General features: G+C 68.4%; 16 protein-coding genes. 6 read left to right on the plus strand and 10 right to left on the minus strand.

Annotation, left to right across the window (positions count from 1 at the left end; genetic code table 11):
* Positions 1-20: 20 nt before the first annotated feature.
* The 4 genes from ilvB to HNQ07_RS13310 form a co-directional block, all read right to left on the minus strand.
* Entirely contained in the window at positions 21-1,727 is a 1,707-nt protein-coding gene (gene ilvB / locus HNQ07_RS13295; RefSeq protein ID WP_184112524.1) for a biosynthetic-type acetolactate synthase large subunit, read from the minus strand.
* A 294-nt stretch (positions 1,728-2,021) separates the two neighbouring features.
* Positions 2,022-2,498 carry a hypothetical protein gene (locus tag HNQ07_RS13300; protein ID WP_184112526.1) on the minus strand — a complete coding sequence of 159 codons (477 nt, stop codon included), beginning with the start codon at positions 2,496-2,498 and terminating at the stop codon, positions 2,022-2,024.
* Between the two features lie 162 nt (positions 2,499-2,660).
* Positions 2,661-4,451 carry a DEAD/DEAH box helicase gene (locus HNQ07_RS13305; protein ID WP_184112528.1) on the minus strand — a complete coding sequence of 597 codons (1,791 nt, stop codon included), beginning with the start codon at positions 4,449-4,451 and terminating at the stop codon, positions 2,661-2,663.
* 238 nt (positions 4,452-4,689) lie between these two features.
* Complete coding sequence (locus HNQ07_RS13310) at positions 4,690-5,946, minus strand: ABC transporter substrate-binding protein (RefSeq protein ID WP_184112530.1); 1,257 nt, start codon at positions 5,944-5,946, stop codon at positions 4,690-4,692.
* A gap of 343 nt (positions 5,947-6,289) precedes the next feature.
* On the opposite strand from HNQ07_RS13310, the gene uvrA reads away from it, so the two are divergent.
* From uvrA to HNQ07_RS13330, 4 genes are all read left to right on the plus strand, one after another.
* Positions 6,290-9,313 carry an excinuclease ABC subunit UvrA gene (gene uvrA, locus HNQ07_RS13315; protein ID WP_184112532.1) on the plus strand — a complete coding sequence of 1,008 codons (3,024 nt, stop codon included), beginning with the start codon at positions 6,290-6,292 and terminating at the stop codon, positions 9,311-9,313.
* Entirely contained in the window at positions 9,310-9,969 is a 660-nt protein-coding gene (locus tag HNQ07_RS13320; protein WP_184112534.1) for a hypothetical protein, read from the plus strand. Before uvrA ends, HNQ07_RS13320 begins: the two co-directional genes overlap by 4 nt.
* A 118-nt stretch (positions 9,970-10,087) precedes the next feature.
* On the plus strand, positions 10,088-10,792 hold the full coding sequence (locus HNQ07_RS13325; protein WP_184112536.1) for a DsbA family protein: 705 nt from the start codon (positions 10,088-10,090) through the stop codon (positions 10,790-10,792).
* Positions 10,793-10,877: 85 nt separating this feature from the next.
* The gene (locus tag HNQ07_RS13330) at positions 10,878-11,309 is read left to right on the plus strand and encodes a disulfide bond formation protein B (protein WP_184112538.1); all 432 of its coding nucleotides are present in this window, start codon (positions 10,878-10,880) and stop codon (positions 11,307-11,309) included.
* 45 nt (positions 11,310-11,354) lie between these two features.
* Here the strand turns inward: HNQ07_RS13330 and HNQ07_RS13335 are convergent, their stop codons facing one another.
* The 3 genes from HNQ07_RS13335 to HNQ07_RS13345 form a co-directional block, all read right to left on the minus strand.
* Complete coding sequence (locus tag HNQ07_RS13335; protein ID WP_184112539.1) at positions 11,355-12,575, minus strand: AI-2E family transporter; 1,221 nt, start codon at positions 12,573-12,575, stop codon at positions 11,355-11,357.
* A 78-nt stretch (positions 12,576-12,653) separates the two neighbouring features.
* Positions 12,654-14,783, minus strand: a complete 2,130-nt coding sequence (locus tag HNQ07_RS13340) for a TRAP transporter permease (protein ID WP_184112540.1) — start codon at positions 14,781-14,783, stop codon at positions 12,654-12,656.
* An 83-nt stretch (positions 14,784-14,866) separates the two neighbouring features.
* Positions 14,867-15,835 (minus strand): TAXI family TRAP transporter solute-binding subunit, encoded by a 969-nt coding sequence (locus HNQ07_RS13345; RefSeq protein ID WP_184112541.1) that lies wholly within the window; start codon positions 15,833-15,835, stop codon positions 14,867-14,869.
* A 145-nt stretch (positions 15,836-15,980) separates the two neighbouring features.
* Here HNQ07_RS13345 and HNQ07_RS13350 point away from each other — a divergent pair, with 145 nt between their 5' ends.
* On the plus strand, positions 15,981-16,748 hold the full coding sequence (locus HNQ07_RS13350) for an amino acid ABC transporter ATP-binding protein (protein WP_221275014.1): 768 nt from the start codon (positions 15,981-15,983) through the stop codon (positions 16,746-16,748).
* Between the two features lie 923 nt (positions 16,749-17,671).
* On the opposite strand, the gene HNQ07_RS13355 is transcribed toward HNQ07_RS13350, so the two are convergent.
* Together HNQ07_RS13355 and HNQ07_RS13360 are read right to left on the minus strand one after the other, a co-directional pair.
* Positions 17,672-18,886, minus strand: a complete 1,215-nt coding sequence (locus HNQ07_RS13355; protein ID WP_373298044.1) for an MFS transporter — start codon at positions 18,884-18,886, stop codon at positions 17,672-17,674.
* A gap of 133 nt (positions 18,887-19,019) precedes the next feature.
* Positions 19,020-20,651, minus strand: coding sequence for a chloride channel protein (locus HNQ07_RS13360; protein WP_184112543.1), 1,632 nt, complete (start codon positions 20,649-20,651; stop codon positions 19,020-19,022).
* A gap of 168 nt (positions 20,652-20,819) precedes the next feature.
* On the opposite strand from HNQ07_RS13360, the gene sodA reads away from it, so the two are divergent.
* Positions 20,820-21,443, plus strand: coding sequence for a superoxide dismutase [Mn] (gene sodA, locus HNQ07_RS13365; RefSeq protein WP_184112544.1), 624 nt, complete (start codon positions 20,820-20,822; stop codon positions 21,441-21,443).
* Between the two features lie 63 nt (positions 21,444-21,506).
* Here sodA and HNQ07_RS13370 read toward each other — a convergent pair whose 3' ends face one another.
* The gene (locus tag HNQ07_RS13370; protein ID WP_184112546.1) at positions 21,507-22,859 is read right to left on the minus strand and encodes a cytochrome P450; all 1,353 of its coding nucleotides are present in this window, start codon (positions 22,857-22,859) and stop codon (positions 21,507-21,509) included.
* Between the last annotated feature and the right edge of the window lie 37 nt (positions 22,860-22,896).

Here is a 22,896-nt window from a genome sequence, read left to right on the forward strand (position 1 = left end):
GCCTCCCATCGGAATGTTGCTCATGCTTTGTTGGCCTCCTCGGCGGCGTGTTCCATGGCGTCGCTGAGGTCCGGCGTGCGCCCCGGTTCGGTCTCGATCAGTTCGTACAGCGCGGCCCCGGCGGGCACCATCGGGAACACGCCGTGTTCGTGCGGCACCACGACTTCCAGCAGCGCGCTCTTGGGGTCGTTCAGCCACGCGTCAATCGCTGCGGGCAGCTCCTCGGCGCTGGTGGCGCGGTAGCCGGGCACGTCGTAGGCATCCGCCAGCTTCACGAAGTCGGGGTTGGAGTCGCCCAGCCACACCTCGGAGTAGCGCTTCTCGTGGAACATCTCCTGCCACTGGCGCACCATGCCCAGGAAGGAGTTGTTGATGATGCAGATCTTGACGTTGCGGATGTCGTACATCTTCAGCGTCGCAAGTTCCTGGGCGGTCATCTGGAAGCCGCCGTCCCCGGCGATCACCACGCTGCGCACGCCGGGCTCCGCCATGGCCGCGCCGATCGCGGCGGGAAAGCCGAAGCCCATGGTGCCCAGGCCACCGGAGTTGATCCAGCGGCGGGGCCGCTCGAAGCGGGCGAGCTGCGCGGCGAGCATCTGGTGCTGCCCCACGTCCGACGACAGGATGTCGTGTTCACTCAGGCGCTCGGTGACGGCCTTCACGGCGTAACCCGCGCCCCACGTCTCGGGCGTGACCGTGCGGGACGTCCACTCGGCCAGCGTGGCCTTCCACTCGGGCGTCAGGATCTTCTGCGCGCCCTGCGTGAGCATCGCGGCGGCCACCTTCGCGTCGCCGCGCACCGGCACGTGCGTGCGGATGATCTTCCCGATCTCGGCGGCGTCGAGTTCCACGTGGATGATGCTGGCGTTCGGGGCGAAGCCGTTCACGCGGCCGGTCACGCGGTCATCGAAGCGCAGGCCGATGCCCAGCAGCACGTCCGCCTCGCTGATCGCGCGGTTGGCAGCCACCGAGCCGTGCATCCCGGGCATCCCCAGCCACAGCGGATCGCTGGAGGGGAAGGCGCCCAGGCCCATCAGCGTCGTGATGACCGGGATGTCCCACGCGCGGGCCAGCGCCGTGATCTCGGCCGCGGCGTCCAGGGCGCCGCCGCCGACCATCATCACGGGTTTCTTCGCGCCCAGCAGCAGGCTGCGCGCACGCTCGATGGATTCGGTGCTGGGGGCAGAAATTTCCGGGCGGGCGTGCGGCGTGGGGATCTCGCCGTGGAAGGGCGCGAGCTGGATGTCCTTGGGAATGTCCACCAGCACCGGCCCCGGCCGCCCGCTGCGCGCGATCCGGATCGCCTCCGCCACGATCCGGGGCAGGTCCTCGACCTCGCGCACCACGTAGTTGTGCTTGGTGATCGGCAGCGTGATCCCGGTGATGTCGGCTTCCTGGAAGGCGTCGGTGCCCATCAGGTGCCGTGCGACGTTTCCGGTGATCGCCAGCAGCGGCACGGAGTCCAGCATCGCGTCCGCCAGGCCCGTCACGAGGTTCGTCGCGCCGGGGCCGGAGGTCGCCATGCACACGCCGATCTCGCCGGTCGCCTTCGCCCAGCCCTCGGCGGCGTGCGCGGCCCCCTGCTCGTGGCGGGTCAGGACATGCCGCACCTCCGGGTAGAAGGTCAGGGCGTCGTACACCGGCATGATCGCCCCGCCCGGGTACCCGAACACAGTCGAGATCCCGTGGTTGGCCAGGGTCGCCCACAGCGCCTTGGCGCCGGTCATGTCCCCGCGATCCGGCCCGCCTTGCTGGCCTGCACCTTCGTTCGCCATCTCGTCAGCCTCCCTATGAAAAACCCCCGCCTCGTCCTCGGGCGGGGGATGCGGCACATGGCGGTACTCAGCCTCGGCAGTCCCCGATGCTTACAAGTACCACCACAATGCTCGCGCTCATGCCGCGTAGCTTACGGTGCGCGGCCAGGGAATGGCAAGGCGGGTCTAGACGGGCGGAGGGGAACGCGATAGAGAAGCGGCGGTGGAGCACCGGCCAACCTCCAGCGTACACAGCCGAGTTTGGGGTTAGCCGATCTGGTCATGAAAGGTGGAACTTGGCAGCGGGCCAGCCTGATCTGCCCACGTCATGGCCGGGTGAGCCAGTACAGCGTCAGCGAATTCATCGACAGACGGGTAGTCGTTGCTCCACAGGTTGGATGTGGGGAACTCCGGGGCCGACGCGAACGCATCCAGTTGCGGGCCGACTGAGACTCCCCACTTCTCCCTCAGATCCTCGTCCGGGTCAACCTCGGGATCAGCTGGATAGAGGAGTTCCCAGGGTACATAGAGAATCCGTTCGAAGTAGAAAGTGTTCCCGCTGGATTCAAAGTGCAGGTAGTCGTGCTCCCCTGGGCTACACCGCTCGATCCTGACGTCCTTGAAATAGGCGATCAGGGCCCGGAAGAGCGCGGTCTGTTCGCAGGCTTCCAGTTCCAGGCCGGTCTGTTTCAGCCAGCCGTGAAAAGCCGTTTCCAGGTCCCGTGGGGCGACAGAGCGCGTCATGGATGAATGATAGGCAAAAGGCTTCAGACCTTCGAGTACAGATCAAGGTTGTTCGCATTTCAACTTTGAATGCCAGTGGATGGCCAGGAGAGCTCGTTACCGTCGCGTCGACACGGCAGAAACCCCCGTCACATCGGACGGGGGTTCCAGCTTTATCTCGGTTCAGCCGCGGAATTCGCGGTCGGCGAAGTCTTCGCGCGGGCGCGACTGGCCCTGGTTGCGGTCGGCGTACCGGCCCTGACCGCCCCGGTTGCCGCCGCCCTGGTACCCGCCCTGACCGCCGTCGCGGTCGCGGCTCCAGCGGCCCTGACCCTGGCCGCCGCCCCGGTTGCCCCGGTAGCCGCCCTCGTCACGGTAGCCCCGGTTGCCGCCGCCCTGGTAACCACCCTCGCGGCGTTCGCGGGTGGGCGCCTCGAACAGTTCCGGCAGCTCCTGCGCGACCTCGATCTGGATGTCGCCTTCCAGCGGGGCCGCGGCGAGCAGCGTCTCGATGTACTCGCTGGGCACGTCCGCGACGGTGCCGCCGCGCCACTGGCGCACCTTGCCCAGACGGCGGGTGTCCACGTCGGCGGTGCGGGCCAGGGTAGCGACGGTGCGGGCCACGCTCAGGCGCTCGCCGTGCAGGATCAGGGTGGTCAGGCCTTCCTCGCCCGACAGCAGGCTGGCGGCCTTGAGGGGTTCGGTCACGCCGCTGATCTTGGCCAGGGCGCGGCTCAGGGCCTCCAGGCCCAGTTCGCTGAACAGGCGCTCGGCTTCGGCCTGGAAGCCGGCGGCGGCGCTGGTATCCACCTTGCGCACCATGTCGGCGCTGGAGCGGGCGCTGGCGGCCGCCACTTCCTTGGGCGTGGGCAGGGCGCGCTCTGCGAAGCGCACGCCGGTGATGCGTTCCAGGCCGGAGACCTCGCGCTGCTCACGATCGGAGTACATGATCACGGCGGTGCCGGTGCGGCCCGCGCGGCCGGTGCGGCCCGAGCGGTGCACGTAGCTCTCGGGGTCCTGCGGCAGGTGGAACTGCACGACCAGATCGACTTCCGGGATGTCCAGGCCGCGGGCGGCCACGTCGGTGGCGACCAGCACGCCCACGCGGCCGCTGCGGAACGCGCCCAGCGCGCGTTCACGCTGCGTCTGCGCCAGGTCGCCGTGCAGCGCCTCGGCTTCCAGGCCGCGGTGGATCAGCTCGTTGGCGAGTTCGTCCGCTTCACGCTTGGTGCGGGTGAACACGATGGCCTTTTCCGGGTTGTACACGGTCAGCAGGTCGGCCAGCACGCGGGTGCGGCTGCGGCCCACCTTGATCTTGAGGTGCTCGACCGTCTGGGCGGCCTGGCTCTTGCCCTCGCCGACCACGTCCACCAGCACGGGCTCGCGCATGTACTTGCGGCTCAGGCGGCGCACGTCGTCACTCAGGGTCGCGCTGAACAGCATGGTCTGGCGGGTCTCGGGCGTCTTTTCCAGAATGGTCTCGATGGCCTCGGCGAAGCCCACCGACAGCATCTCGTCGGCCTCGTCAAGCACAGCGAACTTCACGTCGCCCAGGTCGAGGTTGCCGCGCTCCAGGTGGTCGATCAGGCGGCCGGGGGTACCGACCACGATGTCCACGCCGCGGCGCAGCGCGCCTTCCTGCGGGCCGTACGACGCGCCGCCGTACACGGTGACCGTGGTCAGGGCGCCGCCGCTCTTGGCGAACTCGTCCGCGACCTGCTTGGCGAGTTCGCGGGTGGGCGCCACGATGATGGCGCGCGGCAGGCGGCCCCGCTCGCGGCTGGGTTCCAGCGTCTGGATGATCGGCAGGGCGAAGGCCAGGGTCTTGCCGGTGCCGGTGCGGGCGCGGCCGATCAGGTCGCGGCCCTGCAGGGTCTGCGGCAGGCTCTCGACCTGAATGGCGGTGGCGTCGGTGATGCCGCGCTCGGCAAGGCGCGCCGCGAGTTCGGGCGCGATCAGTTGATCGAAGTTCATTTGTAGTCCTTTTGGGAAAGTCCCCGGTGAACTACAAACGCCTTACGCGAAAGCTCGTCCTGAGTGTGGGGCACTCTCCGGCCGACGGGTGACTCCCGCACGGCGCACGAGGAAGAATCTTACACGAAATTCGCTCGCCGTGCAAGGGGAGGCGTTCCGCGCCGCGCAAAGGAGAGGGCCGTCACGGATCGCCCGTGACGGCCCTGGAACGGCGCTGATCCGCGCCGGTCGTGGGGGCTTACCAGCCGCTGCCCTTGATGCGGGCGAGGTTGGTGGCGAGCTGGGCGACGGCCGCCTGGCCCTTGCTCTTGCCGGTCAGCACGTCGTTCACGGCGGTGCTGAAGGCCTGGGACACCTGATTGTACTTGCCCTTGGTGGGGCCGGAGGGGCGCGCCACGGCGTTCGTGAAGACGCTGTACAGGCTGCTGAAGAAGGGGTTGGCCTTCAGCACCGCCTGGTCCTTGTACAGGCTCATGATGGTGGGCTGGAACGAGCCCTCGATGGCGCGGCGCTTCTGCTCGGCCGGGCCGGCCAGGTAGCGGATCAGGTCCAGCGCGGCGGCCTGGTTCTTGGAGTAGGTGTTGATGCCGAGGTTCCACCCGCCGAGCGTGGCGGCGCCGGGGCCACCGCCAGAGGGCAGGGGAGCCGCGCCGATCATGCCCTTGACCTTGGAGTCGTCGCTCTGACCCAGCGACCACGCGTACGGCCAGTTGCGCATGAACATCGCGTTGCCCGACTGGAAGATGCCGCGCGCGTCCTCTTCCGCGTAGGTGGTGACGCCGGCGGGGCTGATGGTCTTGACCCAGCTGGCGGCGGTGTCGAGCGCCTTGGCCGCGCTGGCATTGTTCACGGTGATCTTGCCGGACGAATCGACGATGGTGCCGCCGCCGAACGACACGAGCCATTCCAGCGCGTCGCAGGTGAGGCCCTCGTAGTTCTTGCCCTGGAAGACGAAGCCGGTGAACGACTTGTTGGCCTTCTGCTCGCCGTCCTGCACCTTCTTGGCCATGGTGGCGAGTTCCGCCCAGGTCTTGGGGGGCGCGCTGTAGCCGTACTTCTTCATGAGGTCGGTGCGGTAGTACAGCAGGCCGGCGTCCGTGAACCACGGGATGGCGACCAGCTTGCCGTTCAGTTTGTTGGCTTCGACGATGCCCTTGAAGTGGGCATTGATCTCGGCGGCGGGGACCTTGTTCGTCAGGTCGACGAGCTGATCACCGACCAGGCCGGGCCAGATGATGTCGAGCATGTACACGTCGATGTCGCTGCTCTTGGCGGCGAGCTGCTGCTGGATCACGCCGAGGTGGTCGTTCGTGAGGTTGGGGCTCTCGAACATCTTGACGGTGTTGCCGGTCTTCTTGGCCCAGGCCTCGGCGCCGTCCTTGCAGATCTGGAAGCCGGTGCCGGACCCGCAGTCCATGGTGAGCGTCACGCCAGCCGCGTGGGCGCTGGCGGACAGGGCGGCGGACAGGGCCAGGAACTTCAACGCTGCTTTCATAGTGCGCTCCTCCGGAGCCGTGACCTGCCGTGTCGGGCCTGGGCAACATGCCTGCCCGGATTGCCGGCAATGCCGTGCCACACGACTGTTCCTGCGGTGAGGCCGCAGCTCCGTTTCGGTTGTGGATACGCTTCCAATTTAATGACCCCTTCACCCCGCCTCTGGAATCTGGCTAGACAGGTAGACGCCAGTTCGCCCCTGTCGGCGGGGTGCCCGGACTTGCTAGAATGTCCCGTTTCAGAACGTAGGACCCAGTGTGTCTTACGCAACAGTCATAACCTGCGGTGGGCGCCGTGTGCCGTCCAGGACAGGAAAACAGGCCAACGGTAAAGGAGAGTCGAGCTTGCAGAGCAACCTGATCGTCCGCGGCGCCAAGGAACACAACCTCAAGGACATCACCGTCGAGCTGCCGCGGGACCGCTTCGTGGTGATCACCGGCGTGTCCGGCAGCGGCAAGAGCACCCTGGCCTTCGACACCATCTACGCCGAGGGCCAGCGCCGCTACGTCGAGTCCCTGAGCGCCTACGCCCGGCAGTTCCTGGGCCTGATGGAAAAACCCGACGTGGAGAGCATCACGGGCCTGTCGCCCGCCATCTCCATCGACCAGAAGACCACCAGCCACAACCCGCGCTCCACGGTGGGCACCGTCACGGAGATCCACGACTACCTGCGGCTGCTGTACGCCCGTGTGGGCACGCCGTACTGCCCGATCTGCGGGCGCAAGATCGAGAAGCAGAGCCCCAGCGAGATCACGGACCGGCTGCTCGGCGGCTTCGCGGACAAACGCGCCATCCTGCTCGCGCCGGTGGTGCGTGGCCGCAAGGGCGAATACCGCAAGCTGTTCGGGGACCTGCGCCGCGAGGGCTTCGCGCGCGTGCGGGTGGACGGCACGCTGTACGAGCTGGAGGAAGCCGAGAAGCTCAAGCTGGAGAAGTTCGAGAAGCACGACGTGGACGTGGTCATCGACCGCCTGACCCTGCGCGGCACCGACCGCAGCCGCATCGCGGAGAGCGTGGAACTCGGCCTGCGCCGTGGCGAGGGCCTGCTGCGCGTGCTGATGCCCGACGCGGGCGAGGGCGGCGGCGCGCACGAGGAACTGTATTCGGAGAAGTTCGCGTGCCCCGAGCACGGCAGCGTGCTGGAAGAACTCGAACCGCGCTCGTTCAGCTTCAACAACCCCTACGGCGCGTGCCCCGACTGTGCCGGCCTGGGCAGCAAGCAGGAATTCGCGCCGGAACTCGTGATCGACGAGAAGCTGTCCATCGCCGAGGGCGCGATCCTGCCGTGGAGCAAGAAGGGCACGGGCGGCGGCGTGTACTACTGGGACAAGCTCAAGGCGCTCTCGGAGCACCTGGACTTCGACCTCAAGGCGCCGTGGAGCACGCTGGACGCTGCGGCGAAGAAGGCCGTCCTGTACGGTCCCGGCCAGGCCTTCGAGGTGATCTATCGGCGCGGCGGCAAGGAAACCATGCGCTTCATGACCGAGTTCGAGGGCGTGATCCCGAACCTGGAGCGCCGCTACGCCGACACCGAGTCCGAGTTCATGCGCGAGAAGCTGGAAGAACTCATGGAGCTGCGGCCCTGCCCGACCTGCGGCGGCACGCGCTACAAGCCGGAGATCCTGGCGGTGCGGGTGGGCGGCCTGAACATCTCGCAGGCGAGCGGCATGAGCGTGCTGGAGGCCGACGCGTACTTCCGGCAGCTCCAGGACGGCGGGCTGGACCACGCGGCCATCGAGCCCTTCCTGGCCGGGCACCTGGGCGGCGAGGCGAGGACCCACGCGCCCCGGCACTACGAGTACGTCCTGAACGACTTCGGCACGGCCGTCTCGGCGCCGATTCTCAAGGCGATCCGCACCCGCCTCAAATTCCTGGTGGATGTGGGCCTGGACTACCTGTCGCTCGACCGCACCGCGAACACGCTGTCGGGCGGCGAGGCGCAGCGCATCCGGCTTGCCACGCAGGTGGGCTCCGGCCTGACCGGCGTGCTGTACGTGCTGGACGAACCCAGCATCGGCCTGCACCCCAAGGACAACCACCGCCTGATCGGCACCCTGAAGCACCTGCGCGACCTGGGCAACACCCTGATCGTGGTGGAGCACGACGAGGACACCATGATGGAGGCCGACTACCTAGTGGATATGGGGCCGGGTGCCGGCGTGCACGGCGGCGAGGTGGTCGCGGTGGGCACGCCCGAGCAGGTGCGGAACGACCGCAACAGCCTGACCGGCAAGTACCTGCGCGGCGAGCTGAAGATCGAGGTGCCCCGGGAGCGCCGACGCGGCAACGGCAAGAAACTCAAGGTCATCGGCGCGCGTGAGCACAACCTCCAGAACGTGGACATCGAGATCCCGCTGGGCACCATGACGGTCGTGACCGGCCCCTCGGGCAGCGGCAAGAGCACGCTGATCCACGACATCCTGCACGCCACGCTGGCCAAGGAACTCAACGGCGCCAAGACCACGCCCGGCCGGTTCGACCGCATCGAGGGCATGGAGCACCTCGACAAGGTCATCGAGATCGACCAGAGCCCCATCGGGCGCACGCCGCGCTCCAACCCGGCCACGTACACCGGCGTGTTCACGGAGATCCGCGACCTGTTCACCCGCACGCCCGAGGCCAGACGCCGCGGGTACCTCGCGGGGCGCTTCTCGTTCAACGTGAAGGGCGGGCGCTGCGAGCACTGCAAGGGCGACGGCGTCATGAAGATCGAGATGAACTTCCTGCCGGACATCTACGTGCCGTGCGAGGTCTGCAAGGGCGCGCGCTACAACCGCGAGACGCTGGAAGTGAAGTACAACGGCAAGACCATCGCCGACGTGCTCGACCTGACGGTGGAGGACGCGAACACCTTCTTCGAGGCGATCCCGCCGATCCAGCGCAAGATGCAGCTGCTGCTCGACGTGGGCCTGGGGTACATGCGCATTGGGCAGCCCAGCACCACCCTCTCGGGCGGCGAGGCGCAGCGCATCAAGCTCGCCACGGAGCTGTCCAAGCGCGCGACCGGCAAGACCATCTACATCCTCGACGAGCCCACGACCGGGCTGCACTTCGAGGACGTCCGCAAGCTGATGGAGGTGTTGCAGCGCCTGGTGGAGGGCGGCAACACCCTGGTCATCATCGAGCACAACCTGGACGTCATGAAGACCGGCGACCACCTCATCGACCTGGGGCCGGAGGGTGGCGTGCGCGGCGGGCGCGTGGTCGCCACCGGCACGCCCGAGCAGATGGCCGCCCACCCCACCAGCCACACCGGCGAGTACCTACGCAGGGTGCCGGGCATCGTTCCGGAGGGAGCGGGCGCGGAGCGTGAACTGGTCGGGGCGGCCCCTGCCCGCAAGGGGCGTGCTAAGAAGGGAGCAGCATGACCGAGCTTCCGGAGCCGACCCCCACGCCGCCCACCGCCGCCAGCGCGGCGCCCGTGGACGCGCCGGCTCCGGCCGCCGCTGCCCGCCCCGCCCGGCGCCGCCGTGTGCGCACGCCCGCCGAACGGCGGCACCGTGGGCAGTTCCTGCACTTCCTGCGCATCTTCGGCGGCGTGATGACCCTGTTCGCACTGGCGTACTACATGTGGACGCCGGGCGAGTGGCCGAACGAGCTGCTGGTGTGGGTGCTGCTCACCATCCTCGCCGACGAGTTCGGCGGGTGGTTCGGATACGCCGGCCTGCTGCTGGGGGGCCTGGGGTACTTCAGTCCGGAGCCGCCGCCCGCGCAGTGGCTGGTGATCCTGCCGCTGATCGGCGGCGTGCTGTTCGCGGCGCTGCTGATCAAGCACTCGGGCGGGCCGTTCGTGCTGCCATTCGCGGCCCTGCTGTACGCGGGTGTGCTGTTCGTGGTCGGGCGCTACGGCCTGAAGGTCGATCCACAGCTGAACCTGCCCGCCAACGAGACCTTCCAGCGCACGGCGCTGCTCGCCATGGGCGTGGGCCTGGGCTTCAGCTTCGTGCGGCAGCTCATCGGCATCATCGCCCGCGCGGTTGCCCGGCGGCAGGCCCGGATGGACGCCGCCAGCGTGCCCGCCTGAGCGCGCCGGCCGCACTCCCCACGACCCGCCGGTCCAGCACGGCGGGTCGTCGCCATGCCGGGGGGCCGGGACATCCTTCAGCGATCCCTGAGATTCGGGCAGTACACTCGACTCCACCATGACCAGACTCCAGGGAACCAACTCCAACCGCACCGTGCTGGTGATCGGCACGCTGGTGGCCGTCGTGCTGATCGCGCTGGCGCTCTTCGCCGTGCGCGGCAAGCCCGCACCTGGGGCCGGCCTGAGCCCGAACTTCAACCTCGATGGTGCGCCCTTCGCCGGGCAGGCCAGCGCGCCCGTCAGCGTGGTCGTCGTCGAGGACTTCAAGTGCCCGATCTGCAAGAATTTCGAGGACACCATTGCCCCCGAGCTGAAGACGAAGTATGTCGACACCGGCAAGGTCAAGCTGTACTCGCTGGTGTGGCCGTTCCTGGCGACCACCCGGGGCCTCGCCACCGACGACTCCAAGCTCGCCGGGCAGGCCGCGCGCTGCGTGTACGACCAGACCGGCAACGACGGCTTCAATGCCTACAAGGCCATCCTGTTCCGCGCGCAGGGCGACGAGTCCACCGTGTGGGCCACCAAGACGCGCCTGAAAGACCTCGCCGCCAACGTTGAGGGCCTCGACCAGTCGAAGTTCGCCACGTGCCTGGACACCGACGCCACCGCTGCCCGGGTGGAGGCCGACCGGCAGCAGGTCGAGAAGGCCGGCGTGAACCACACGCCCACCGTGTTCGTGAACGGCAAGGAAGTCATGGGCAACGGCCAGAGCTCGTACCAGCTCGCGGACGTCAGCGCGGCGATCGACGCCGCCAGCAAGTAACCGTGCGGCCGGCCGGCCTGTCTGCTCGCCACTCGGCACCGTCCTCTCTCTGCCCAGCAGCGCCTTCGGCCCACCGGAGCTCCCTGTGACCCGCGACAACCGTCTGTACGTCGCGTGGGTCATCGCGCTGATCGCCACGCTGGGGAGCCTGTACTTCAGCGAGGTGCGCGGCTTCCGCCCGTGCATCCTGTGCTGGTACCAGCGCGTGTGCATGTACCCGCAGGCGCTGCTGCTGGGCATCGCGGCGCTGCGCGGCGACCTCGGTATCCGCAGCTACGCGCTGCCGCTGTCCGTGATCGGCTGGCTGGTCGCGCTGTACCAGAACCTCGAGACGTGGGGCGTGGTGCCGGTGCTGCGCGCATGTACCAGCGACCCCAGCTCGTCGTGCGGCACGCCGTGGCCGGTGTGGGGCGCGAACTCCCCGCTGAACACCGTGCTCACCATCCCGGTGCTGAGTATGATCGCCTTTACCGTGATCATCGGCCTGCTCAGCTGGCGGCGCACCCGCACGTTCTAAGGCCCACGCGGCGCCCGCCCGCAGCGTGGCGGACACCTGCGGGCCTCATGGCCGTGTGTCCGGCTGCGGCGTGGGGGTGTCTGGCGCGCCGCCCAGCGTCCGGCCGCGATACGCGCTGCTGGTCAACCAGTAGCGCTGCACCCAGCGTTTGCCCAGCGTGGCGATCGGCACCGCGATGATCGCGCCCAGGGCGCCGCCCAGGCTCAGGCCCACCAGCAGCGCGACCAGGATCGCGGCGGGGCTCAGCGACACCGTGCGCCCCATAATCAGCGGCCCCAGCACGTTGCCCTGAAGCTGGTTGATCACGAAGTACACGGCTGCGACCAGCCCGACCACGACGGTGCCCTGCGGCAGCGCCTGGAGCATCGCCACGGCCGCCGCGAGCACGATCCCCACGTACGGAATCAGGCTGACCAGACCGCTCAGCAGGCCCAGCGCCAGGGCGTTCGGGACCTTCAGGACAAGCAGGCCCAGGTACGCCAGGGCGGCCGCCGCGAGCATCAGCAGCAGCTGGCCGCGCATGTACCCGCCGAAACTCTCGCTGACGTCCTCCGACAGGCGGTACACGGTGGGCTGCCACGCGCGCGGAAACAGGTGCAGGACACTCAGGCCCACGCGGGCGTAGTCGAACATGAAGTACAGCGCCAGGGTCACGATGAAGCCCACCTGCCCCAGCCACCCGATCAGGTTCGAGAGGGTGTTCAGGACGTCCGGGCCGCTGCGCAGCACCCGGTCGAGGATCGGCCCGGCGTTCTGGGTGAGGTTGGTGGTCTGCTCGGAGATGTACTTGTCCACGCTCTCTTTGAGCCCCTGCGCGCCCGGAATCTTGTCCAGGCGGTCGAGCAGCCGGAACAACACGTTCTCGAGGTTCTGCGCGATCTGCGGAATGCCGTTGATCAGCCCCGTGATCTGCGAGCTGACCGCCGCCACCAGGAAGGTCAGCAGCGCCAGCGTCACGATCAGCAGCAGCATCACTCCGATGGGCCGGCCGACCCGGCGGCGCTCCAGCCACACCAGCACCGGCTGCGCCAGGAAGGCCAGCGCGTAGGCACTGAGCACCATCACGATCACGCCTGCCAGCACGCCGGACCCCCACACCAGCAGCCGCCATGCCACGTAGCCCATGGCGATGAACGCCAGCAGGCGCACCACCGGCCGCGCCCACATCAGCCGCAGCAGGTGGCGGATATCGCGCGCCTCCCACCAGCTGGTCTGATCACGGGCCGGCAGGGGCGAGACGTCAGGCGGAACAGGCACGCGGGTCACGCCCCCATCCTGCCACCAATGACGCGATGGCACGCGCCCCCGGCCACGTGGGTCGGGGGCGCGTGGGGAGCGGGTGGTTCAGGCCGCGCTGGGAAGCGGGGTGGGCGGCTCGGCGCGGCCGGCGGCCTTCTGCCAGAAGTACACGGCGGCGATCAGCGCGAGCGCGCCGAGGTTCCACACGAGCTGCGTGGGCACGATCAGGACGAACGACGCGACCAGCAGCAGCAGCATCTGCACCGGGTTGGTGCGGCGGTGCAGGAAACGCAGCGTGGCCGCGCTGAACGCCACCAGCCCGATGAACGCGAAGATCACCATGAACACCGCCTCGCCGGCGGGCACGCCGCCCAGCTTGCCGTCCTGGATCAGCAGGAGCTGCGGGTTAAAGAACATCATGTACGCCAGCAGCGCCGTGCGCAGTTCGTACTGGAAGGCCTGGATGCCGGTGGCGACCGGGTTGCCGCCGCTGATGGCGGCCGCCGCGAAGGCCGCCAGCGCCACCGGCGGCGTGCTGTCGGCCATGATGCCGAAGTAGAACACGAACATGTGCGCCGGCAGCAGCTCGGCCGGATTGCCGGTATCGAGCCCGGCGATCTTCACGATGATCGGCACGATCAGGGCGCTCATCAGGATGTAGTTGGCGGTGGTGGGCAGGCCCATCCCGAGGATCAGCGCGATCAGCTGAGCCATGAACAGCACCGCCAGCATCTTCACGAAGGGGTTCGTGAACACGCCCGCCACGTTCTCCACGATGTCCGCCAGCCCGAAGCCCAGCCCCGTGATGGTCACGATCCCGACGATGATTCCGGCCGCGCCGGTCGCGACCGCGATCCCGACCATGGAGCGCGCGGCGCCCTCGAAGGCCTCCACGATCTTGCGCAGGCCGTCCAGCGCGCCCCGTCCGAGGGTGCGTCCGTCGCGTCGGGCCAGCCACGCCTCCTGGATCACCATCATGGCCAGCATCATGTACACCGTGTTCAGGGCGATGCGTTCGGGTGTCGCCTCCGGATTCAGGGTCAGCGTGCCGAGCAGGTAGCCCAGCGGAATGAGGTAGTACCAGCCCGACACCAGGGTCTTGCGCACGCGCGGCAGTTCGCTGCGCGGCAGGCCCCGCAGGCCCAGCTTGAGCGCCTCGATGTGCGTCACGACCAGCAGCGCGCCGTAGCACAGGAAGGCAGGAATGGCCGCCGCGACGATCAGCGCGCGGTAGTCGATGTTCAGGTTCTGCGCCATGATGAACGCCGCCGCGCCCATCACGGGCGGCATCAGTTGTCCGTTGGAACTGCTCGCTACCTCGATGGCCCCGGCCTTCTCGGCCGAGTAGCCCACCCGCTTCATGGTGCCGATGGTGATGTTGCCGCCGGTCACGACGTTGCTGATGGCCGAGCCGGAGATGATGCCGTTCAGGGCGCTGGACAGCACGCTGGCCTTGGCCGGGCCGCCGCGGAAGCCGCCCAGCAGGCCCTGCGCGACGTTCATGAACCACTCGCCCGCGCCCAGCTTGTCGAACACGGCGCCGAACAGCACGAACAGGAACACGATCTGCGCCGACACGCCCAGGCCGGTGCCGAAGATGCCCTCGGTGTTGGCGAACAGCTGCCCGACCACCTGCGGCCACGTCGCCCCGGCGTGCAGCTGGAGCTGCGGCCCCAGGTCGCCGTGGATCAGGCCGCGCGGGCCGGTCAGCGCGTACAGCATGAACACCATCGCCACGATGGGCATGGCGATCCCGATGGTGCGCCACGCGGTGAGCAGCAGCAGGATGATCATGGCGCTGCCCACCCACACGTCCGTGCTGGTGAGCACCCCGCCCTGGATGTTAGCGATGTCCGGGTACTGCCGGATCAGGTACGCGGCTGTCAGGGTCGCGCCGATGCCCAGGATCCAGTCGTACCACGGCACCCGCGTCTGCGGCGCGCCCGGCGTCTTGCGGAAGGGAAAGACCAGATACGCCAGCGCGAACGCGAAGCCCAGGTGCGTGGCGCGCAGGGTCACGGTGTCCACGTTGCCGACCTGAGTGGCGTACATCTGGTACAGGCACCACGCCACGGCCAGCAGCGTGACCAGCACGGCCTGCCACCCGAACAGCTTGCGGCCCCCGGTCTCGGCGGCCTCGACGATCTCCAGGGCGCGCTTCTCGCCCTCGGTCATCTCATGGCCCGGCGGGCTCAGGGCGGGATCGGAACTGATCGGGCGCGTCGGATCACTCATGCTGTCCTCACTGAGGGGAAAGAGGGGCGGGGGCCAGCCGCGCGCTGCGGACTGACCCCCGGACACGTGGCGCGGGTGGGGGGTTACTTGACGTTCAGGCCCTTTTCCTTGAAGTACTTCACCGCGCCCGCGTGCAGCGGCGCCGGCAGGCCCTTGACCGCCTTGGCCAGCGTGAAGTTCGACGCCAGGCTCGGGTGGATCGCTTTGAGTGCCGTCTCGTTGTCGAAGACAGCCTTCATGGCCTTGTACACGGTGTCCTCGCTGACTCCCGTGGTGGTGACCAGGGTCGCCTGCACCGCCACGCTGGGCACGGTCGCGCCCACGCCCTTGTACTGTCCGCCGGGGATGTTGTAGCGCACGTAGAAGGGGTATTTCTTGATCAGGCTGGCCGCCTGGTTGCCCGCGACGGGCACGAGGCTCACGGGCAGCGTCTGGGCGATCTGCGCGATCACGCTGGCGCCCAGGCCGCCCGTGAAGAACAGAGCGTCGGCGCGCTTGTCCTGCATCAGCGAGATGCCCTGCGCCGGCGACACGCGCAGCGCCTGCCCCAGGTCCTCGACGGTCACGCCGTACGCTTCGAGCACCTGCTTGGCGGTCTGCTCGGTGCCCGAACCCAGGTCACCGATCACGACGCGCTTGCCCTTCAGGTCCGCCACGGACGAAATCTTGCTGTCCTTCAGGGCCACGAGGTGCAGCACCTCGGGGTACAGCATGGCCATCACGCGCAGCTTGGCGTTGGCCTTGCCCTCGAAGGCCGGCAGGCCGGTGCCCTTGTAGGCGTAGTACGTGATGTCGTTCTGCACCAGCGCGGCGTCCAGCTCGCCGGTCGCCAGGGCGTTGACGTTGAACACGCTGCCGCCGGTGCTGCGGGCGTTGGCGCGCACGCCGCTGTTCGCGTCGTTGATCAGCTTGGCCATGCCGGTCGCCACCGGGAAATACACCCCGGTCGTGCTGCCCGAGCCGATGGTCAGGAAGGCGTTGCCCTGTGCGAGCGCCAGAGCGGCTGTGGCGAGGACGCTGAGGGCCAGAACCTGCTTGGTGGTCTTCTTCATGAAACTCCTCCTGGGCACAGCCGGCGTACCGGACTGCATGTGGTGGTGGGGAATGCCCGGGATGTTAACACACAGATGAAATCGGCCGGCGTCCACGATGACGCCACGCCGCCGCAGCGCGCGGCGCACGCGTTACAGTGACGCCATGACGTCCGAGCGTTCCGCCCGCGCCGCCGATTCCGCGCCGATCATCGTGGCCGAGAACGTCCAGAAGCACTTCGGCAGCTTCCACGCGCTGCGCGGCGTGAGCATGAGCGTCCGCCCCGGCGAGGTCGTGGTCGTGATCGGCCCCTCCGGCAGCGGCAAGAGCACCTTCATCCGTACCATCAACGCGCTCGACCCGCACGACGGCGGCACCATCACCGTGGACGGCATTCCCCTCCAGGGTGCCAAGAACCTCGACGCGATCCGCCGCGAGGTCGGCATGGTCTTTCAGAGCTTCAACCTCTTTCCGCACCTGACCGTGCTGGAGAACATCACCCTGGCGCCCACCCGCGTGCGCGGCGCGAGCCGGGCCGACGCCGAGGCGCGCGGCCTGGAGCTGCTGCGCCGCGTGGGCATCGAGGAGCAGGCGCACAAGTACCCCGCGCAGCTCTCCGGCGGGCAGCAGCAGCGGGTGGCGATTGCCCGCGCGCTCGCAATGGAGCCCAAGATCATGCTCTTCGACGAGCCCACCAGCGCCCTCGACCCCGAGATGATCAAGGAAGTGCTGGACGTCATGAAGGAACTCGCCCGCTCGGGCATGACCATGCTGGTCGTCACGCACGAGATGGGCTTCGCCCGCGAGGTTGCCGACCGCCTGCTGTTCTTCGATCAGGGCACCATCGTCGAGGACACCACGCCCGACGAGTTCTACGAGCACCCGAAACACGAGCGCGCCAAGCAGTTCCTGAGCAAGATCCTGGGACATTAGTGATCTGGAAGTGAAAAAACGGCCTTGAAAGCACACCAAAACCGCATTCTCAATCAGTTGGGCGAGATCATTGCTCGTTACAGTGTGCTTTGGTCGTATTCTATCCCAGGCAGCATATCTGGAGTATAAGCGCGCATCGATGCATGATGTTGATTTAGCGGTGGAGAGGGTTAGACCGAAGAATTTCAAGCGAAAGGATGTTTGAGATTGAAAACCGCAGACTTGAATTTTGCCCTGAAAGATTTTATGCGGTCTCAGTTGAGACCGCTAGGATATCGTGGCAGGAAAGGATACTATGGATTTGTAAAAGACCTTCCTCATGCCAACGGCGATGTTGAGTTCGACTACAGCTATACGAATTATTCACCATGGTGTCATAAATTGCAATTTTGCGCATCCGTTCGCCACGAATCCATTGAAAAGTCAATCCGTGAAGTTCTAGGTATCGGGCCGATGGCAGAGTTCCTGAGCTCGTACTCCATCCACGTTACGGCGGGATATTTCGAAAAAAATGCTAATTTTTCATATGAGATAAAAACAGAGGACGACCTGGAGAGCTGCTTGTCTAGGTCGATAGAGAAGATATTATTGATGGACTCTATGTGTTGTAAATGCTCCGATATTGAGTACATAACTGACTGCTTGAATGAGGAGCTGTCCACCGGTCTCAACTATCTGAGTGGAGATCCGCTAAACAGATATTACCGCATGCTGCTTCTAAATAAGCTGACTAATTCGCCGCAGTACACTCTTGCATTAGAATATGTAACAGGACTACAATTTTATCCGACAAACGCGGTATTTAAATCAATAATTGATCGAATCAAAGACGTGTAACCAATATGTTTATAAGTGTAAGCTAATATAGGCTCGCCCGAAATCTTCGAAATCGAAATCTGATATCCAATGCATCGGCCGTGCCCTCAAGCGTCCCGCCGCAGCTTGCCGCACTGCCACCACGCGGCGGCGCTGAACGCGGCGCTCAGAACGAAGACCGGCGTGTAGCCGGCCGCGTCCGCGATCAGGCCGCCCAGCACCGGCATGAACAGCGCCCCGCCCACCAGCGTGTTCAGCGTACCGATGTAGCGGCTGCGCTCGCCGGGCGGCGAGATGTTCAGCAGGTGGTTGGTGTGCCCCAGGTTGAAGCCCTGGGCAGCCACCGACGTCAGGATGAACACGCCCAGGTACGCCCACGTGCCCAGCTGCAGCGCCCCGACCACCACGGCGTACAGCGGCGCGACGCCGTAGAAGAACGTCGCGTAACGGATGATGCGGCGAGAGCCCTTGCGCTCCGCCACGCGCTGCCACACGATGTTCGACAGCGGCGCGGCGCCGGTCAGGGCCATCACGAAGATACCCAGCGTGGCGGCCGGGAAGTGCAGGCTGCGCAGCGCGTTCGCGGCGTAGAAGGGATCGCTCATGCTGCCCCCGGCGAGCAGCAGGCGCACCATCAGGAAGGCGCGGAAGTGCGGGTCGCGCAGCGTCTCGGGAATGGCGCGCAGTTCGCCGCGCAGGCCCTGCGGTTCCTGCGGCGGGTCCGGCGGCTCCTCCACGCGGCCCAGCACGCCGTACCCGATGGTGTACGCGGTGGTCGCCAGCGCGAAGATCAGCGCGTAGTCGTATGGGAAGGTCAGCGACGAGCCCAGGATCAGCCGGACGATCAGCCCCGCTCCGAAGGCGAGCAGGCCGCCGTACAGGTTGCGGGTGCCGAAAAACCGCGCCCGGCGCTCGCTGGCGACCGTCTTGCTGATCACCTCCAGAAACGGCAGGCCCGACACGCCCGACGCCAGCGCGTTGACCAGCATGGCGAGCACGAACAGTGTCAGGCACAGGGCCGGCCGGTCCGCGAGCAGGCCGGCGATCAGCACCATCGCCAGGTACGCGCCGGTGCGGACGCCCGCCGCCGAGCGGTACACCGGCAGCTTGTACGGCAGCGCCCGCACCCGCGCCGCGACCAGCAGTTGCGGCAGCATCCACCCGCCCGCCGCAATGGACGGCAGCAGCCCGATCACCCAGTTCGGGGCGCCCAGCCGCGACGCGAAGCCCGCGACGACCACCGGCACGTTCAGGAAGCCGTCGCCCAGCGACGCGCCCCAGCCGTTCAGGATGCCAAACTTCTCGTTGCGGCTCCAGTTCATGCGCGGCATGCGGCGCATTATCCGCCCCGCTCTTTGTCACGGTTCAGCCAGTCGGGACGGCGCCCCGAACGGACGCGCGGTCAGAATTTCCGGCCTGCCGGCGGGCGCCGCGGCCCCCGACGCGGCCAGTGGTTCACGCGCCGGGCAGACGCAGGATGCCTTCCAGCGCCACGTAGGCGTCGGGGCGGGCCAGGAACACGAGTTCGTCCTCGTCGGTCAGGCGCAGCTCGGGGCGGGGGAGGCGCACCGTGCCGTCCCGGACGACGCCGATCACCTCGACGCCCGGCGGCAGGCTCAGCAGGTGCAGCCGCGCGCCGCGCCACGAGGGCGGCACGCCCCGGCGGTACAGCTCGCGGTCGGCGCTCGGCGCGGCGTCCGGCTCGGGCGTGGCAGGAGCGTCGTAGGGGGTGGCGGGCGCGTCGAGCGCGCGGCGCGGAATGAAACGCACGGTGTCCGGCAGCAGGGCCGGGCCGCCCGCGTGCACGCCGCTGTCGCGCCGGGACGTGAGCTGTGTGGGCAGCAGGCCCGACACGCCGCTCAGGACATGCGCCAGGCCGCTGGCGAGCAGCGCGACCGGCAGCAGCGCCTCACCGCCCCACGCCACGCCCAGCAGCGCGGCGGCCAGCGGCACGTTCAGCGTGACGGTCAGGAACGCGACCGCGCCGACCAGCGTGGACGTGGCGGTGTCGATGCCGAGCACGCTGCCCAGCCCCGCGCCCAGCAGGCCGCCCACGCCCACCGACGGCAGCACGCCCCCGCCGAAGGCGACCGCGGTGCCCAGCGCCAGCAGCGCCCAGCGCCACGCGCCCTGTGCCAGCCCCTCCGGGCCGGTGAATCCGGACACCGCGAGCTGCACGAAGCCGCTGCCGTCGCCCAGCACGCCGGGCATCACCTGCCACGCCACCAGCGCGGTGAGCAGGCCGAACGCACCGCCCAGCACGGGCCGCAGCCACCCGCCGGTCACCGGCGCCGGCCACCAGCGTGCGATCAGCAGCAGCAGCCAGCCGGCCAGCGTGACCAGCGCCGCGACCAGCACGAACGACGGCACCTGCGCCGCCGCCGGCACCTGCACGTCCGGCACGCTCAGGAAGGGCGAGAAGCCGTACGCGAGGCCGTACACCGCGCTGCCCGCGACAGCCGCGAGCACGCAGGGCATCAGCACCTCGAACTCAAACTCGAAGCGGCGGTACAGCACCTCGACCACGAACACCGCTGCCGCCAGCGGCGCGTGCAGCACCGCGCCCAGGCCCGCCGCCGCACCTGCCAGGGTCAGGGCGCGCACCTCCACCGCGTCCAGCCGCGTGACGCGCTGCATCAGGCGCGTGCCGAGCTGGCCAGTCATGGTGAAGGCCGCGTCGCGCCCGATCAGCAGGCCCGAGCCGTAGGCCAACACCGTGCCGAGCAGCGTGCGGAGCTGCGCCAGCACGCCCGGCCACTGCCCGCGCGCGTGGTAGCCGCCGATGAGCTGCGTCAGCGGGCCGCCGGGCGTGGCGGGCACCAGCCACGCGTACGCCGCCCCGATCACCGGCAGGGCCAACAGGCCCCACGGCGTGGCCGTGCCGAAGGCGATCAGCAGGCCGCCCTCGCCCGGCGTGCCCGGCGGCGCGTAGCCGGTCACGGCCCCGCCCACCCCCACCACCGCGTCCAGCACGGCGCGCAGCAGGATGCTCAGGCCGCCCACCAGGCCGCCCACCAGCACGCTCAGCACGACCAGCCGCCCGGTCTCCAGGCGGGTCATGACGGCGCGGGGCAGCGGGGAGCGCATGCCGTGCATGCTAGAGCAAAGTCGCGCGTGGCCGCGTCCGCGCGGTCATGAAGACCTCCTAAAGCTCGGCCGCGCCCCAAGCCCTGATCAGGGGCGCGTAAGATAAGCTCGCCCGGCCGGACGCGGGCCGCCGTGGCACGCGTTTTCCGGCCTGAAAGGAGCCCTCTCATGGCCTACGAACTGCCGAAACTGCCCTACGCCTACGACGCCCTCGAACCCCACATCGACGGCCGAACCATGGAGATCCACCACACCAAGCACCACCAGACCTACGTGGACAACGCGAACAAGGCGCTCGAGGGCAGCGACATGGCGGACCTGCCGGTCGAGGACCTGATCACCAAGCTCGATCAGGTGCCGGCCGACAAGAAGACGGCGCTGCGCAACAACGCGGGCGGGCACGCCAACCACTCGCTGTTCTGGCAGGTGCTGGGGCCGCAGGGCAGCGGCCAGCCCAGCGGGGAACTCGCGCAGGCGATCACCGACGCCTTCGGCTCCTTCGACGCCTTCAAGGAGAAGTTCGAGGACGCCGCCAAGACCCGCTTCGGCAGCGGCTGGGCGTGGCTGGTTGTGAAGGACGGCAAGTTGGCCGTGGTGAGCACCGCCAACCAGGACAACCCGCTGATGGGCGAGAGCGTGGCCGGCGTGAGCGGCACCCCGATCCTGGGCGTGGACGTGTGGGAACACGCGTACTACCTGAACTACCAGAACAAGCGCCCGGATTACCTCAAGGCCTTCTGGAACGTCGTCAACTGGGACGAAGTCGCCCGGCGCTACGCCGCCGCGCAGTAACCCCATCCGTCCCCTGCCCCCGGCCGCGCGCCGGGGGTTTGTGCTGGCGTCAGGCCACGGGGGTCATGGCGCGGCGGCGCTCACGTGGGCGATCACCGGGCCGCCGGGTTTCAGGGTCACGCTGGGCTTCAGGCCGGTGGGGCCGCCGCCCGGCACGTCGTAGTGCAGGTCGCGCAGCAGCGCCGCCGCGATCAGCGTGGCCTCCAGCAGCGCGAGATGATTGCCGATGCACATCCGCGCGCCCGCGCCAAAGGGCATGTAGGCGTCGGGCGTGCGGGCGCCACCCAGCCAGCGCTGCGGGTCGAAGACGTCGGGGCGCGGCCATGCCACAGCGCTGCGCTGCATCAGGTAGATGTTCACCGAGACGTTCGCGCCGGCCGGCAGGGCGTAGCCCGCCACCGTGACGGGTTCCGTCGCCTGCCGCGGCACGATCCACGCGGGCGGGTACAGGCGCAGCGCTTCCTGGATGCAGGCGTTCACGTACGGCAGGTTCCGCGCGTCCGCGGCGTCCGGGTCGCGGCCAGCCAGCACGGCGCGCACCTCGGCACGGGCGCGTTCCTGCACGTCCGGGTGCCGCGCGAACTCCAGGAACAGGAAGGTCAGCAGCGTGGCGGTCGTCTCGTGTCCGGCCAGGAACAGGGTCATCACCTCGTCGCGGATCTCGCGGTCGCTCAGGCCGCCCTGGCCGTGCTCGTCGCGGGCGGCCAGGAGCATGCCCAGCAGGTCCGTGCCGGGCTCGGCGGCCGCGCGGCGCTCCCCGATGATGCGCGCCACGACGCGGTCGAGCGCCGCGCCGGACGCCTGTGCGCGGCGGTTGGCGGGCGTGGGCCAGTGCACGGGGACGTCCACCACGGCGCGCACGCGCTCGGTGGTGCGCTCCAGCAGGGGCGGCAGCTCCCGCTCGACCACGCCCAGTTCGTGCTCGTGCAGACCCGTACCGAACAGCACGGCGGCGATGGCGCGCAGGGTCACGCGCATCATCTCGCTGCCCAGTTCGACCGCTTCCCCCGCGCTGGCCGCCGCGTTCAGGCGGGCCACGGTGGGCCGGGTCGCCTCCACGATGTCCGCCGCCATGCCGCCCAGCGCCGCGCGGTGGAACGCGGGCTGCATCAGGCGGCGATGGGCGCGCCACTCCTGTCCCTCGGCGGTCAGCAGACCCGTGCCCAGGAAGTCCCGCATCTTCTGGATCCCGCGTCCCTTGCGGAAGGACGCGGCCTTCGAGGCGAGCACCTCGCGCGCGCTGGCCGGGTCGCTCAGCATCAGCACGTCGCGCGGCCCGACTTTCATGGTCAGGACGTCGCCGTACGCGGCGCGCAGGTGCCGCATGTACCCGATCGGATCGGCCCGCAGCGCGCCCATCTGACGCAGCGGTGGGTGCCGGTGCGGCCCGGGCGGCCGGGAGGGGGCGGTGGTCATGCCGGCAGTATGGCGCGCCCTGGCACGCCCACGCGCT

The organism is Deinococcus metalli (assembly GCF_014201805.1).
Classification (GTDB): Bacteria; Deinococcota; Deinococci; order Deinococcales; family Deinococcaceae; genus Deinococcus; species Deinococcus metalli.